This is a genomic window from Nocardioides sp. PD653-B2, from assembly GCF_002117935.1.
Classification (GTDB): domain Bacteria; phylum Actinomycetota; class Actinomycetes; order Propionibacteriales; family Nocardioidaceae; genus Nocardioides.
In genome coordinates this window covers 26724-39547 of record NZ_BDJE01000032.1, presented here as the reverse complement: position 1 = coordinate 39547, position 12824 = coordinate 26724, and the positions used below count along the sequence as shown (strand labels likewise).

Annotated in this window: 15 protein-coding genes; 14 read left to right on the top strand and 1 reads right to left on the bottom strand. The window is 69.6% G+C overall.

The window, feature by feature from the left end; translation table 11 throughout:
- Positions 1 to 41 precede the first annotated feature (41 nt).
- From prmC to PD653B2_RS13880, 14 genes are all read left to right on the top strand, one after another.
- Positions 42 to 884, top strand: a complete 843-nt coding sequence (gene prmC, locus PD653B2_RS13945; protein ID WP_085872993.1) for a peptide chain release factor N(5)-glutamine methyltransferase — start codon at positions 42 to 44, stop codon at positions 882 to 884.
- A 19-nt stretch (positions 885 to 903) separates the two neighbouring features.
- Positions 904 to 1563: an L-threonylcarbamoyladenylate synthase gene (locus tag PD653B2_RS13940; RefSeq protein ID WP_085872992.1), complete on the top strand. Its 660-nt coding sequence runs from the start codon at positions 904 to 906 to the stop codon at positions 1561 to 1563.
- Between the two features lie 3 nt (positions 1564 to 1566).
- Positions 1567 to 2718, top strand: coding sequence for an MraY family glycosyltransferase (locus tag PD653B2_RS13935; RefSeq protein WP_085872991.1), 1152 nt, complete (start codon positions 1567 to 1569; stop codon positions 2716 to 2718).
- Positions 2719 to 2974: 256 nt separating this feature from the next.
- On the top strand, positions 2975 to 3193 hold the full coding sequence (locus PD653B2_RS13930) for an AtpZ/AtpI family protein (protein ID WP_085872990.1): 219 nt from the start codon (positions 2975 to 2977) through the stop codon (positions 3191 to 3193).
- 48 nt (positions 3194 to 3241) lie between these two features.
- Positions 3242 to 3661 (top strand): hypothetical protein, encoded by a 420-nt coding sequence (locus PD653B2_RS13925; protein WP_133059074.1) that lies wholly within the window; start codon positions 3242 to 3244, stop codon positions 3659 to 3661.
- Positions 3658 to 4491, top strand: a complete 834-nt coding sequence (gene atpB, locus PD653B2_RS13920) for a F0F1 ATP synthase subunit A (protein WP_085872988.1) — start codon at positions 3658 to 3660, stop codon at positions 4489 to 4491. Before PD653B2_RS13925 ends, atpB begins: the two co-directional genes overlap by 4 nt.
- Positions 4492 to 4562: 71 nt before the next feature.
- Positions 4563 to 4826 (top strand): F0F1 ATP synthase subunit C, encoded by a 264-nt coding sequence (locus PD653B2_RS13915; protein ID WP_085872987.1) that lies wholly within the window; start codon positions 4563 to 4565, stop codon positions 4824 to 4826.
- A gap of 49 nt (positions 4827 to 4875) precedes the next feature.
- Positions 4876 to 5400 carry a F0F1 ATP synthase subunit B gene (locus tag PD653B2_RS13910; RefSeq protein ID WP_085872986.1) on the top strand — a complete coding sequence of 175 codons (525 nt, stop codon included), beginning with the start codon at positions 4876 to 4878 and terminating at the stop codon, positions 5398 to 5400.
- Complete coding sequence (locus PD653B2_RS13905) at positions 5400 to 6209, top strand: F0F1 ATP synthase subunit delta (protein ID WP_085872985.1); 810 nt, start codon at positions 5400 to 5402, stop codon at positions 6207 to 6209. The genes PD653B2_RS13910 and PD653B2_RS13905 overlap by 1 nt, the downstream gene beginning before the upstream one ends.
- Positions 6210 to 6274: 65 nt before the next feature.
- Entirely contained in the window at positions 6275 to 7918 is a 1644-nt protein-coding gene (gene atpA / locus PD653B2_RS13900) for a F0F1 ATP synthase subunit alpha (protein ID WP_085872984.1), read from the top strand.
- Between the two features lie 3 nt (positions 7919 to 7921).
- A complete protein-coding gene (locus tag PD653B2_RS13895) occupies positions 7922 to 8836 on the top strand; it encodes a F0F1 ATP synthase subunit gamma (RefSeq protein WP_085872983.1) in 915 nt (304 codons plus the stop codon).
- Between the two features lie 17 nt (positions 8837 to 8853).
- Positions 8854 to 10308, top strand: coding sequence for a F0F1 ATP synthase subunit beta (atpD, locus tag PD653B2_RS13890; RefSeq protein ID WP_085872982.1), 1455 nt, complete (start codon positions 8854 to 8856; stop codon positions 10306 to 10308).
- A complete protein-coding gene (locus PD653B2_RS13885) occupies positions 10308 to 10703 on the top strand; it encodes a F0F1 ATP synthase subunit epsilon (protein ID WP_085872981.1) in 396 nt (131 codons plus the stop codon). Before atpD ends, PD653B2_RS13885 begins: the two co-directional genes overlap by 1 nt.
- A gap of 88 nt (positions 10704 to 10791) precedes the next feature.
- Complete coding sequence (locus tag PD653B2_RS13880) at positions 10792 to 11235, top strand: DUF2550 domain-containing protein (RefSeq protein WP_085872980.1); 444 nt, start codon at positions 10792 to 10794, stop codon at positions 11233 to 11235.
- Positions 11236 to 11348: 113 nt separating this feature from the next.
- Here the strand turns inward: PD653B2_RS13880 and PD653B2_RS13875 are convergent, their stop codons facing one another.
- Complete coding sequence (locus PD653B2_RS13875; RefSeq protein ID WP_085873098.1) at positions 11349 to 12776, bottom strand: FAD-binding oxidoreductase; 1428 nt, start codon at positions 12774 to 12776, stop codon at positions 11349 to 11351.
- Positions 12777 to 12824 lie beyond the last annotated feature (48 nt).

Genomic DNA, 12824 nt, shown 5'->3' with positions numbered 1-12824 from the left:
GACTGCTCCCGTCGGTCCGCTTCGAACGGGGACCCCGAACAGTGAGCTCGCGGCGAACCGCGCTCGCGGCGGCGGTCGCGCGGCTGAGCGAGTCCGGCGTGGCCAGCCCCGAGCACGACGCCGCCGAGCTGCTCGCCCACGTGCTCGGCACCACGCGGTCGCAGCTGGTGCTGGTCGAGGACATCGCCCCTTCGGCCCTCGACGAGTACGACGCGCTGCTCGAGCGCCGTGCTGCGCGGGAGCCGCTCCAGCACATCACCGGCGCGGCGTACTTCCGCCACGTCGAGCTCGCCGTCGGTCCCGGCGTCTTCGTGCCCCGTCCCGAGACCGAGCTGCTCGCCGGCTGGGCGATCGACCAGGCCACCCCGCTGGACCACCCGGTCCTCGTCGACCTCTGCACCGGGTCCGGGGCGATCGCCAAGGCGATCGCCGACGAGCTCCCGGCCGCCGTCGTGCACGCCGTCGAGCTGGACGAGGGGGCGCACGCGTGGGCGGAGCGCAACCTCGCCGGCACCGGCGTCGACCTGCGCCAGGGCGACATGGCCACGGCCTTCGACGACCTGGCCGGCACGGTCGACGTGCTGACCTGCAACCCGCCGTACATCCCGCTCGACGCCTGGGAGTCGGTGGCCCCCGAGGCGCGCGACCACGACCCGCACCTCGCTCTCTTCTCCGGCGCCGACGGCCTGGACGCGATCCGGGTGCTCGAGCGCCGCGCCGCCCTGCTCCTGCGCCCCGGGGCAGTGGTCGGCTTCGAGCACGCCGACGTGCAGGGCGAGTCCGCGCCGGGCGTCTTCGCGGCGACCGGCCGCTGGACCGACGTACGCGACCATGAAGACCTGGCAGGTCGGGCACGCTTCACGACGGCACGACTGGCACGATGACACCGACAAGGAGGGGTATGTGAGCGAGCGTCTTCCCACGACCACCGACGAGGAGCGCGAGGCTGCGGTCGAGGCCGCCAGCCTGGCCGTCCAGCGAGGCGAGCTGATCGTGCTGCCCACCGACACCGTCTACGGCATCGGCGCCGATGCCTTCGACCCGGCGGCCGTGCGAGCCCTGCTCCTGGCCAAGGGCCGCGGTCGCGACATGCCGCCGCCGGTGCTGGTGAGCGCGGCCACGACCATCGACGCGCTCGCGGTCAGGGTCCCGGGCTACGCCCGTGCCCTGATCGAGGCCTTCTGGCCCGGCCCCCTCACCCTGGTCTGTCACCAGCAGTCGTCCCTGCAGTGGGACCTCGGCGACACCCGCGGCACCGTCGCCGTCCGGATGCCCGACCTGGACCTCACCCGCGAGCTCCTCGAGCGCACCGGCCCGCTCGCGGTGAGCTCGGCCAACAAGACCGGGATGCCCGCCGCGACCGACGCCGACCAGGCCGAGCAGATGCTCGGCGACGACGTGGCCCTGATCATCGACGCGGGGGAGTCGCCGGGAGGCGAGGCCTCCACGATCGTCGACGTCACCGGCGCCCAGGGCCGGGTGCTGCGGCGCGGCGCCCTGTCGCTGGAGAGGCTCAACGAGGTCCTCGAGCCCCTCGGCGCCACGCTCACGGACGAGGGCTAGCCCTTGCGGGAGTACCTCCTCGTCTTCCTCGTCGCCGCCGCGGTCACCTACCTGCTGACGGTGATCGCGCGCGAGATCGCGCTGCGCACCGGCGCGGTGGCGCAGGTCCGCGACCGCGACGTGCACGCCGTGCCGATCCCCTACCTCGGCGGCCTCGCGATGCTCGGGGGCCTGGTGGCGGCGTACGTCGTGGCCCGCGAGCTGCCGTTCCTCTCCCTGAGCGGGCCGCTCGTCTTCCGCGACGCCGGCGTCGTGCTCATCGCCGGGGCGCTGATCTGCGCGGTCGGTGTGCTCGACGACCTCTTCGAGCTGGACGCCCTCACCAAGCTCGGCGGCCAGGTGCTGGCCGCCGGCTTCCTCATCGCCTTCGGCATCCAGTTCTACTTCTTCCCCCAGCCGGACGCCACGCAGTTCGCGCTCCTCCCCGCCCAGGGTGCGTTGCTCACCGGCTTCGTGGTGGTGGCGACCGTCAACGCGGTGAACTTCGTCGACGGTCTCGACGGCCTGGCGGCCGGCGTGGTCGGGATCGGCGCGATCGCGTTCTTCGTCTTCTGCTACCAGCTCGCCAACATCAACAAGGTGACGCTGGCGACGACCGGGGCGCTGCTGAGCGTGTCGCTCGCCGGGGCGTGCCTCGGCTTCCTGCCCCACAACTTCCACCCCGCCCGGCTCTTCATGGGTGACAGCGGCTCGATGCTGATCGGCCTGGTGCTGTCCGCGAGCGCGGTGACGTTGACCGGGCAGTTCGGCGCCGACCAGATCAGCGAGGGCGGCGCCGGCAGCCGAGCCAGCTTCCTGCCGACCCTGCTGCCCCTGCTGCTGCCGATCTCGATCCTCATCGTGCCGATCCTCGACCTGGTGCTCGCCGTCGTACGCCGGACCCGCGCGGGACGGTCGCCGTTCGCCCCGGACAAGCAGCACCTCCACCACCGGCTGCTCGAGATCGGGCACTCCCAGCGCCGGGCGGTGCTGATCATGTGGATGTGGGCCGCCCTGGTCGCCTTCGGTACGGTCCTGATGAGCCTCTACAACGAGCCCTGGATGTGGGTGTCGGTGAGCGCGATGGCGGTGCTCACCGTCGGCACGACGTTCCTGCTGCCGAAGCTCCACCGGCCTCCGGCACTGCCCCCTCACCCGGTCGGCGAGGACGCCTGAGAGAGTGGTCCAGAGGGCCGGTTTCAAGCGGCCCGGACGCTTGTGCTAGTTTTCACAAGCACCCATCAGCGACGACGAGAGAACGGCCGCCGACCATGACGACCGCGACCATCCGGACCCCCGTGATCCCGGCGGGGATCACGCGCTCCGCCTGTGGTAGTTTCGCGCCGTCGCCGGACGTGAACCTGCGTGCCCCTCTCCGTGGCCGCAGCACCGGTGCGTACAAGCCTGCTGACGACGAAAGCGACTTGGGTGAATGGTCGATGAGAGCTCCGACAACGCATTGCGTGGTCGCGACCTCGCGGGCCTCGGAGGTCTCCTCGCGGGTTCCGTCATCGCCGGCATGGTCATCGGCTACCTCGTCGACGACGCGGCCGGCTCCTCGCCGGTCGGTGTCCTCGTCGGCATCGGTTTCGGCATCGTCGCCGGCGCGGTCGGCTTCTGGCTCAAGGTTCGTGCCGCCCTGCGGGGGTGAGCGCGTCCGATGACCTCGATCTCGCACCACGACCCCAGGACAGAGCAGATGACCAGCACCGAGCCGCAGCCGACGGGCAAGCCGTCGTTCCTGCGCGTGCTGCGTGACCAGCGCAAGACGTGCCTGGTGGCGCTCGCCCTGATGGTCGCGAGCTTCTGGATCGCCGGCCAGCTCGGCGAGTGGCGCCTCGCGGGTTGCATCGCCGGCGGTGTGTTCCTCGGGCTCCTCAACCACCTGGTCACCGAGTACTGGCTGCTCAAGACCATCTCGTCCGGGGCCAACCCCACGCGCAACCAGATGATCGTCTCCACGGTGATGCGCCTCGCGGTGCTCACGGTGGTCGCGGTCGGCTTCGCCGTGATCTTCTGGCCCGACGGCATCGGGCTGCTCCTCGGCCTCGCCATCTTCCGGCTCATCGCCCTGGTGATGACGACCCTCCCGCTCTTGAAGGAGTTGAAGAACCCATGACCGGCCTGGTTCCCATGGCGGACATCAAGATCGGCCACCACGTCGAGCGCACGTTCCTCGGGATGACGTTCAACGTCGACACGATCATCTCGACCCTCGTGGCCGGCGTCCTCGTGCTGATCCTCGGCTTCTGGGCCACGCGCTCGCTCACCAAGGACACCGAGGACCACGTCCCCACCAAGGTGCAGATCCTGTGGGAGCTCGTGGTCGGCGAGGTCAACAAGCAGGTCGAGGACAACCTCGGCAAGGTGCACCCGTTCGTGGCGCCGCTCGCGATCTCGCTGTTCTTCTTCATCCTGTTCGCCAACTGGCTCGAGCTGGTCCCGACCAAGCTCAACGAGCACACCCACCTGCTGCCGGCGCCCACCGCCGACACCAACCTGACCTACGCGCTGGCCGCGGTCACGATGGTCAGCGTGTGGGCCTACGGCATCCGCCAGAAGGGCGTGAAGGGCTACTTCAAGCACTTCCTCGAGCCGTTCCCGGTGCTGCTGCCGTTGAACATCCTCGAGGAGCTGATCAAGCCGATCACGCTCGCCCTCCGACTCTTCGGCAACATCTTCGCCGGCGGCATCATGCTGGCGCTGATCGGCCTGATCCCGCTCTACGCCATGTGGGCACCGAACATCCTGTGGAAGGCGTTCGACGCCATCATCGGTGTCATCCAGGCGTTCATCTTCGCGCTGCTGACGGTCCTCTACTTCGCGATGGCCGGAGCCGGCCACGAGGAGCACGAGAGCCACGAGGAGCACGAGGACGAGCAGCGCAAGAAGAAGGCTGCCGAGGCAGCCGCGGTCTCCGACGAGGCCACCCCCGTTCCAGCGCACTGACCCACCGGGTCAGGGCGTCGACAGAGGTAAGAGAGAGGCACCGGACCCCCGGTGCGTAACCAAGGAGAGACATGGCAGACACGACAACCGCCGACGCAGTCAAGCTGGCCGGCGCCTTCGTCGGCGGTGGCATCGCCCTCGCCGGTGGCGCCATCGGCGCTGGTATCGGTGACGGCCTCGCTGGCTCGTCGTACATCCAGGGCGTGGCCCGTCAGCCCGAGGCGCAGGGCCGCCTGCAGACGATCTTCTTCCTGACGGTCGGTCTGGTCGAGGCGATGTTCTTCATCAACCTCGCGTTCATGGCCCTGTTCGTCTTCGTGCTCGGCGCAGCCTGACCGAGGGCCCTAGCCCTCCGTCCACAGGTCAGAAGCAAAGGAACCCATGATGGCAAGCGTTGCGATCACTCCCATGGAGCAGAACTTCCTGGTCCCGAACGGCACGTTCTTCGTGGAGCTCATCGCGTTCGGCATCCTGCTGTTCCTGCTGGGCAAGTACGTCATCCCGCCGATCAACCGCGCGATGACCGCCCGCCAGGACGCGATCCGCGCCGAGTTCGCCGAGCTCGACGAGGCGAAGTCCGAGGCCGAAGCGGCCGAGGAGGAGTTCAAGTCCCAGATCGCCGACGCGCGTCACGAGGCGGCCCGGATCCGCGAAGAGGCCCGCGAGCAGGGTGCGGCGATCATCGCGGAGATGCGTGAGCAGGCTCAGACCGAGGCTGCTCGCATCGTCGAGCACGCCCACGCGCAGGTCGAGGCGGACCGCAAGGCCGCGGTCGCCTCGCTGCGTGCCGAGGTCGGCACGCTCGCGACCACGCTCGCCGGGCGCATCGTCGGGGAGTCCCTCGAGGACGAGGCTCGCCAGAGCCGCGTCGTCGACCGCTTCCTCGCGGAGCTGGAAGGCGCCAACTGATGGATCTGCGCCGAGCATCGGCCGACTCCCTCGCGGAGCTCACGACCGAGCTGGACGACGCCCTCAGGGCCGGGTCCCACGCGGAGAAGGTCGCGGGGGAGCTGTTCACCGTGTCCTCGCTGCTGCGTGCCGAGCCGTCCCTGCGGCGCGTCGCCACCGACGCGTCGCTCGCGCCGGAGGCCAAGCAGGGCATGGTCAAGCAGGTCTTCGGTGGCAAGGTGGACGACGTCACGATGTCGCTGCTCGTCAGCGCCGTCGCCCGTCGCTGGACCCGCACCCACGACCTGCCCGACTCCCTCGAGCGTCTCAGCGAGATCACGCTGGTCCGCTCGGTCGGCGACAAGGCGGGCCAGCTGGCCGACGAGATCTTCGCCATCGGCCAGATGGTGACCGCTAACCCCGACCTCCGCGACGCGCTGTCGAACCCGGCGCGCTCGGCTGCGGACAAGGCGGTTCTGGCCGACACCCTGCTCGACGGCAAGGTGCTGCCGGCGACGCTGACCCTGGTCAAGCAGGCCTTCGCGGGCACCTACCGCACGATGACGGCCGCCCTGGAGAACTACCGCCAGGTCGCCGCATCGGTCGAGGGCGCCGGTGTCGCCACCGTGCATGTGGTGCACTCCTTGAGTGACGCCGAGCGTCAGCGGCTCAGCAAGGCGCTGGAGGCGCAGTACGGCCGTGAGATCCACCTGAACGAGATCGTCGACCCGAGTGTCATCGGCGGCATGCGCGTCGAGATCGGCGACGACGTGTTCGACGCAACCGTGTCGAGCCGGCTCGACGACGCCCGCCGGAAGCTGGCCGGCTGACCATCCGGTCGGCCCCAGTCACAGACAACGCAGACTTCAGTAGAGACAAGAGAGTAGGGACGAAGATGACGGAGCTTTCGATCCGTCCGGAGGAGATCCGCGACGCACTGCAGAAGTACGTCGCCGACTACCAGCCCGAGGCGGCCGGCAAGGAAGAGGTCGGCACCGTGGCGACCGCCGGCGACGGCATCGCTCGCGTCACCGGCCTCCCGTCGGCGATGGCCAACGAGCTGCTGGAGTTCGAGGACGGCACTCTGGGCATCGCGCTGAACCTCGACACCCGCGAGATCGGCGTCGTCGTCCTCGGTGACTTCGACAAGATCGAGGAGGGCCAGACGGTTCGCCGTACCGGCGAGATCCTCTCGGTCCCTGTCGGTGACAACTTCCTGGGTCGCGTCGTCGACCCGCTCGGCACCCCGATCGACGGTCTCGGCGAGATCGAGTCCGACGTCCGCCGTCCGCTCGAGCTCCAGGCCCCGACCGTGATGCAGCGCAAGTCGGTGCACGAGCCGCTCGCCACCGGCATCAAGGCCATCGACGCGATGACCCCGATCGGCCGCGGCCAGCGCCAGCTCATCATCGGCGACCGCGCGACGGGCAAGACCACCATCGCGATCGACACGATCATCAACCAGAAGCAGAACTGGGAGTCGGGCGACCCGACGAAGCAGGTCCGCTGCATCTACGTCGCCATCGGTCAGAAGGGCTCGACCATCGCCGCGGTGCGTGGCGCCCTCGAGGAGGCCGGCGCGCTGGAGTACACCACGATCGTCGCGTCGCCGGCGTCGGACAGCGCGGGCTTCAAGTACCTCGCGCCGTACACCGGCTCGGCCATCGGCCAGCAGTGGATGTACGACGGCAAGCACGTCCTCATCGTGTTCGACGACCTCACCAAGCAGGCCGAGGCCTACCGCGCCGTGTCGCTGCTGCTGCGCCGCCCGCCGGGTCGCGAGGCCTACCCGGGTGACGTCTTCTACCTACACAGCCGCCTGCTCGAGCGCTGCGCCAAGCTCTCCGACGACCTGGGCGCGGGCTCGATGACCGGCCTGCCGATCATCGAGACCAAGGCCAACGACGTCTCGGCCTACATCCCGACCAACGTCATCTCGATCACCGACGGCCAGATCTTCCTGCAGTCCGACCTGTTCGCGGCCAACCAGCGCCCGGCCATCGACGTCGGTGTGTCGGTGTCCCGAGTCGGTGGCGCGGCCATGACCAAGGCCATGAAGGCCGTGACCGGCTCGCTGAAGGTCGACCTCGCGCAGTTCCGCGCGATGGAGGCCTTCGCGATGTTCGCGTCCGACCTCGACGCCGCGTCGCGTCAGCAGCTGGACCGTGGTCAGCGCCTGATGGCGCTCCTCAAGCAGCCGGCGTACTCGCCGTACCCGCTCGAGGAGATGACGGTCTCGCTGTGGATCGGCACCACCGGTCGCCTCGACCGGGTGCCGACCGAGGACGTGCTGCGCTTCGAGCGCGAGTTCATCGACTACCTGCGCCGCTCGCACGACGGCATCCTCTCGACGATCCGCGAGACCCAGAAGTTCGAGGACGACACGGCGTCGTCGCTCGAGGGTGCCTACGACTCCTTCCTGGACCAGTTCGAGACGTCCGAGGGCGGGTCGATCAAGGTCGGCAGCGAGCCCAAGGCCGAGGCCCTGGAGGACCAGGACGTCGAGCAGGAGCAGATCGTCAAGCAGAAGCGGGGCTGACCCATGGCTCTATCGGTGCGCGAGTACCGGGCACGGATCAAGTCGACGGAGTCGATGAAGAAGATCACCCGTGCCATGGAGCTCATCGCCGCGTCCCGGATCATCAAGGCGCAGCAGCGGGCGCAGTCGGCAGCGCCGTACGCCCGCGAGCTGACCAGGGCGGTCTCGGCCGTGGCGACGTACTCCAACGTCGACCACCCGCTGACGCGGGAGCCGGAGGACCCCAAGAAGGCCGCCGTGCTCATCGTCACCAGCGACCGCGGCCTCGCCGGCGCCTACTCCTCGAGCGTGCTCAAGGAGGCCGAGCGTCTGGCCGAGAAGCTGCGGGGCGAGGGCAAGGAGATCGACACCTACATCTGCGGCCGGAAGGGCGAGGCGTACTACAAGTTCCGTGGGCGCCCCGTCATGAAGACGTGGACAGGGTTCTCCGACCAGCCGTCGTACGAAGCCGCGCACGAGATCGGCCGGACCCTCATCGAGGCGTTCCTCGCCGACGAGGGTGAGGCCAACGCCGTCGACGAGGTCCACGTGGTGTTCACGCGGTTCAGGTCGATGCTCGTCCAGGAGCCGACCGACGTGCGGCTGCTGCCGCTCGAGGTCGTCGAGGGCGAGGAGAAGCCCGACAACGGCGACGTGCTGCCGCTCTACGAGTTCGAGCCGTCGGCCGAGGCCGTGCTGGACGGGCTGCTTCCGCAGTACGTCCAGAGCCGGATCTTCTTCGCCCTGCTGCAGGCCGCTGCTTCCGAGCTCGCGGCTCGCCAGAAGGCGATGAAGTCCGCCACGGACAACGCCGACGAGCTCATCAAGAAGTACACACGGATCGCCAACCAGGCCCGTCAGGCCGGTATCACCCAGGAAATCAGCGAGATCGTCGGTGGCGTCAACGCGCTGGCCGACGCCAACGCCGGCCAAGACTAAGCGGAGAAGTGAGAGACATGACTGCCACTGTTGAAGAGACCACGGAGACCGGCTCGGCTGGCGTCGGCCGGATCGCTCGGGTCATCGGCCCGGTCGTCGACATCGAGTTCCCCGTGGACTCGATGCCCGACATGTACAACAAGCTCGAGACCCAGCTGGAGCTCGGCGGCGAGACGTCCACGCTGTCGCTCGAGGTCGCCCAGCACATCGGCGACGGCATGGTGCGCGCGATCTCGCTGCGTCCGACCGACGGCCTGGTCCGCGGCGCCCAGGTGACCGACACCGGCGGGCCGATCACGGTCCCCGTCGGCGACGGCACGCTCGGCAAGGTGTTCAACACCCTCGGCGAGTGCCTCAACCTCGAGGAGGGCGAGACGCTCGACGTCAAGGAGCGGTGGGGCATCCACCGCAAGGCGCCGGCGTTCGACCAGCTCGAGTCCAAGACCCAGATGTTCGAGACGGGCATCAAGGTCATCGACCTGCTCGCGCCGTACGTCCTCGGCGGCAAGATCGGCCTCTTCGGTGGTGCCGGCGTCGGCAAGACCGTGCTCATCCAGGAGATGATCGCGCGGGTCGCCAAGGACCACGGTGGTGTGTCGGTGTTCGCCGGTGTCGGTGAGCGCACCCGTGAGGGCAACGACCTCATCGTCGAGATGGAGGAGGCCGGCGTCATCGGCCAGACCGCCCTCGTCTTCGGCCAGATGGACGAGCCGCCGGGCACCCGCCTCCGGGTCGCCCTGTCCGCGCTGACGATGGCGGAGTACTTCCGCGACGTGCAGGGCCAGGACGTGCTGCTCTTCATCGACAACATCTTCCGCTTCACGCAGGCCGGCTCCGAGGTCTCCACGCTGCTCGGCCGGATGCCGTCCGCGGTGGGCTACCAGCCGAACCTCGCCGACGAGATGGGCACGCTCCAGGAGCGGATCACCTCGACGCGTGGTCACTCGATCACCTCGATGCAGGCGATCTACGTGCCGGCCGACGACTACACCGACCCGGCCCCGGCTGCGACGTTCGCACACCTCGACGCGACGACCGAGCTGTCTCGTGACATCGCGTCGCAGGGCATCTACCCGGCCGTCGACCCGCTGACCTCGACGTCGCGGATCCTGGACGCCCAGTACATCGGGCAGGCTCACTACGACTGCGCGATCCGCGTGAAGCAGATCCTGCAGCGCAACAAGGAGCTCCAGGACATCATCGCGATCCTCGGTGTCGACGAGCTCTCCGAAGAGGACAAGATCATCGTGTCCCGCGCTCGCCGGATCCAGCGGTTCCTGTCGCAGAACACCTACGTCGCCAAGCAGTTCACCGGCATCGAGGGTTCGACGGTCTCCATCGGCGACACGATCGAGGCGTTCAACAAGATCGCCGACGGCGACTACGACCACGTCGCCGAGCAGGCCTTCTTCATGTGCGGCGGTCTGGACGACGTCGAGAAGAAGTGGGCCGAGATCCAGAAGAGCCTCTGATGGCGGACACCGACCAGCTGCAGGTCGAGCTCGTCGCGGCCGACCGGACCGTCTGGTCCGGTCAGGCCACGATCGTGGTGGCCAAGACGGTCGACGGAGACCTGGGCATCCTGCGCAACCACGCGCCGGTGCTCTCGCTCCTGACCGACGGTGTCGTGGAGATCTCGCCCGTCGACGGTGAGCGGATGTTCGCCGCCGTCGACGGTGGCTTCCTCTCGGTCGCCAACAACCGGGTGTCGATCCTGTCGCAGTTCGCCGCGCTCTCCCACGAGATCAACGTGGAGGAGGCGCGGGCCGAGCTCGAGGCAGCGCAGTCGGACGCCGACGGCGACGACGCCGACGAGCGCGTCAAGCGGGCCGAGGCCCGGATCCGCGCCGCCGAGAAGGCTTCCTGACCAACGGACCTGACCTGCCCGAATCCTCCGTCCACCCGCCCGCTAGGGTGACCCCACTGATGGGGCACGGGGTGGACGGAGGGTTTGGATGCCGGTGTGGCAGTGGCTGCTCGACGCGGTCGGCGTGCTGCTCGCTCTCGTCCTGCTCTACGGCCTCTGTCTGATCATCCGCCGGCGCCTGCTGTCTCGCAACGGCGGCGCCTTCGAGCTCAGCTTCCGCGTCCGGACCTCGCGTCCTGGGCGCGGTTGGCTTCTCGGGCTGGGCCGCTACTCGGGTGAGTCGCTCGAGTGGTACCGCTACTTCTCGCTTTCGCCCCGCCCCAAGCGGGTGCTGCTGCGCTCCGAGCTGACGTTCGCCGGGCGCCGCGACTCGGCCGGCGTCGAGCAGATGTCGCTCTACCCCGACCACGTGGTGATCGTCTGCACCACCCCGGCCGGCAACGTCGAGCTGGCGATGTCGCCGGCCTCGCTCATGGGCTTCCAGTCCTGGCTCGAGTCCGGCCCGCCCGGCACCGACTGGAACCGGCGCTAGCCGCGAGTCGGCGCCAGTTTCCCGATCTTAGGTGCCGAGTCGGCGCCAGTTTCCGGAAACTGGCGCCGACTCGGCTGTGGTGAAGGGGAAACTGGCGCCGACTCGGCGTTCGGTCAGGCGGTGGGCGCTCCGTTCTCGAAGAGCCGCGGCACCGGGTGGTTGGCCGCGAAGGTGCCGTGCGGGTCGACGGCGCTGCGGATGCCGGTGAGCTGTGTCCACACGTCCGCGGAGTACGCCGAGCGGGTGTCGACCGGGTTCTCGGCGAAGTTGAGGTACTGACGACCGTTGGCGAACGGCGCCAGCGCCTCCATCAGGCGGACCGCGTCGGCGTGGGCGGCGGCGCCCACCTCCGGCGTGATCGCCATGCCGCCGGCGAACGCCACGAACTGCGCGTCCAGCCGGTTGAGCACGCCGCCACCCTCGTGCGGGCGGCCCAGGGCGCCACCGAGCTGACGCAGCTCGGCCATCAGCAGCGAGCTCTCGCGGCCCGGGCCGACCTCGGCGAGGAACGCGTCGACCGCGGCGCCGGGGAACGACGCGAGCATCGCGCTGTCGGAGGCGAACGGCGCGCCACCCTCGGGGTCCATGTGCAGCCGGACCAGCGACTTGGCCGGCACCCGCGCGAAGGTGTCCATCTCCGGGTCGAGAGCGCGCAGCCCGGCGAGGAGCTGCTCGCCGCGCTCGTCGGAGCCGAGGACTGCGCCGTCGATGATGACCAGCTCGCGACCGCTCAGGAAGGGCGGCAGCTCCGGCATCGCCGGGATCCGCATGGCGCGCAACGACGTGGTGATCTCGTCGGGAGCCCCCGGTGCCCAGGCGGCCCACTCGCGCAGCACGGGCTCGATGTCGGCCAGGTCCCAGAGGAGGAAGCCGGCGTACGCCGTCTCGATGTCGAACATCTGGAACTCCAGCGCCGTGACGATGCCGAAGTTGCCGCCGCCACCGCGGACGGCCCAGAAGAGCTCGGCATTGGTGGTGGCGTCCGCGCGAACCAGGGTGCCGTCGGCGACGACCAGCTCGACCGCGGTGATGCTGTTGGTGGCGAGGCCGTGCTTGCGGGCGAACCAGCCGATGCCGCCGCCGAGGGAGTAGCCGGCGATGCCGACGTCGGGGGAGGAGCCGTGCAGGACGGCCTTGCCGTGGGCGGCCGCGGCGTCGACGGCGGGCTCCCAGATGGCGCCACCCTCGACCCGGACGATGCCGCGGTTCGGGTCGGCGATCGCGGTGGCCATCTCCGACATGCGCACGAGGACGACGTCGTCGAGGCCCTGCGCGGCCAGGGGACCGGCGTTGTGGCCGGTGCTCTGCGGGGCGACCCGGAAGCCGGCCGACGCGGCGACCCGGACCACGGTCGCGACCTCGGCGGCGGACCGCGGGAAGGCGACGGCGGCGGGGCGCTGGTCGACGGCGACGTTCCACGGAAGGCGGGCGGCGTCGTACCCGGGGTCTCCGGGGAGGTGGACCCGGCCACCGAGGAGGCCCCGGAGGGCGTGCGCGGCAGGGATGGCGGTGGTGGGCTCGGCGTTGAGCTCGATGGTCATGGTGGCGACTCCTGTGTCGTGTTCGATCGGTGGGACGACCATGCCGAC

Coding starts and splice junctions, on each gene's coding strand:
- PD653B2_RS13885 (WP_085872981.1), top strand. CDS start 10,308: ATGGCGGACACCGACCAGCTGCAGGTCGAGCTCGTCGCGGCCGACCGG.
- PD653B2_RS13895 (WP_085872983.1), top strand. CDS start 7,922: ATGGCTCTATCGGTGCGCGAGTACCGGGCACGGATCAAGTCGACGGAG.
- atpB (WP_085872988.1), top strand. CDS start 3,658: ATGACCGGCCTGGTTCCCATGGCGGACATCAAGATCGGCCACCACGTC.
- atpA (WP_085872984.1), top strand. CDS start 6,275: ATGACGGAGCTTTCGATCCGTCCGGAGGAGATCCGCGACGCACTGCAG.
- PD653B2_RS13925 (WP_133059074.1), top strand. CDS start 3,242: ATGACCAGCACCGAGCCGCAGCCGACGGGCAAGCCGTCGTTCCTGCGC.
- PD653B2_RS13915 (WP_085872987.1), top strand. CDS start 4,563: ATGGCAGACACGACAACCGCCGACGCAGTCAAGCTGGCCGGCGCCTTC.
- PD653B2_RS13880 (WP_085872980.1), top strand. CDS start 10,792: ATGCCGGTGTGGCAGTGGCTGCTCGACGCGGTCGGCGTGCTGCTCGCT.
- PD653B2_RS13910 (WP_085872986.1), top strand. CDS start 4,876: ATGGCAAGCGTTGCGATCACTCCCATGGAGCAGAACTTCCTGGTCCCG.
- PD653B2_RS13875 (WP_085873098.1), bottom strand. CDS start 12,776: ATGACCATCGAGCTCAACGCCGAGCCCACCACCGCCATCCCTGCCGCG.
- PD653B2_RS13930 (WP_085872990.1), top strand. CDS start 2,975: ATGGTCGATGAGAGCTCCGACAACGCATTGCGTGGTCGCGACCTCGCG.
- atpD (WP_085872982.1), top strand. CDS start 8,854: ATGACTGCCACTGTTGAAGAGACCACGGAGACCGGCTCGGCTGGCGTC.
- PD653B2_RS13905 (WP_085872985.1), top strand. CDS start 5,400: ATGGATCTGCGCCGAGCATCGGCCGACTCCCTCGCGGAGCTCACGACC.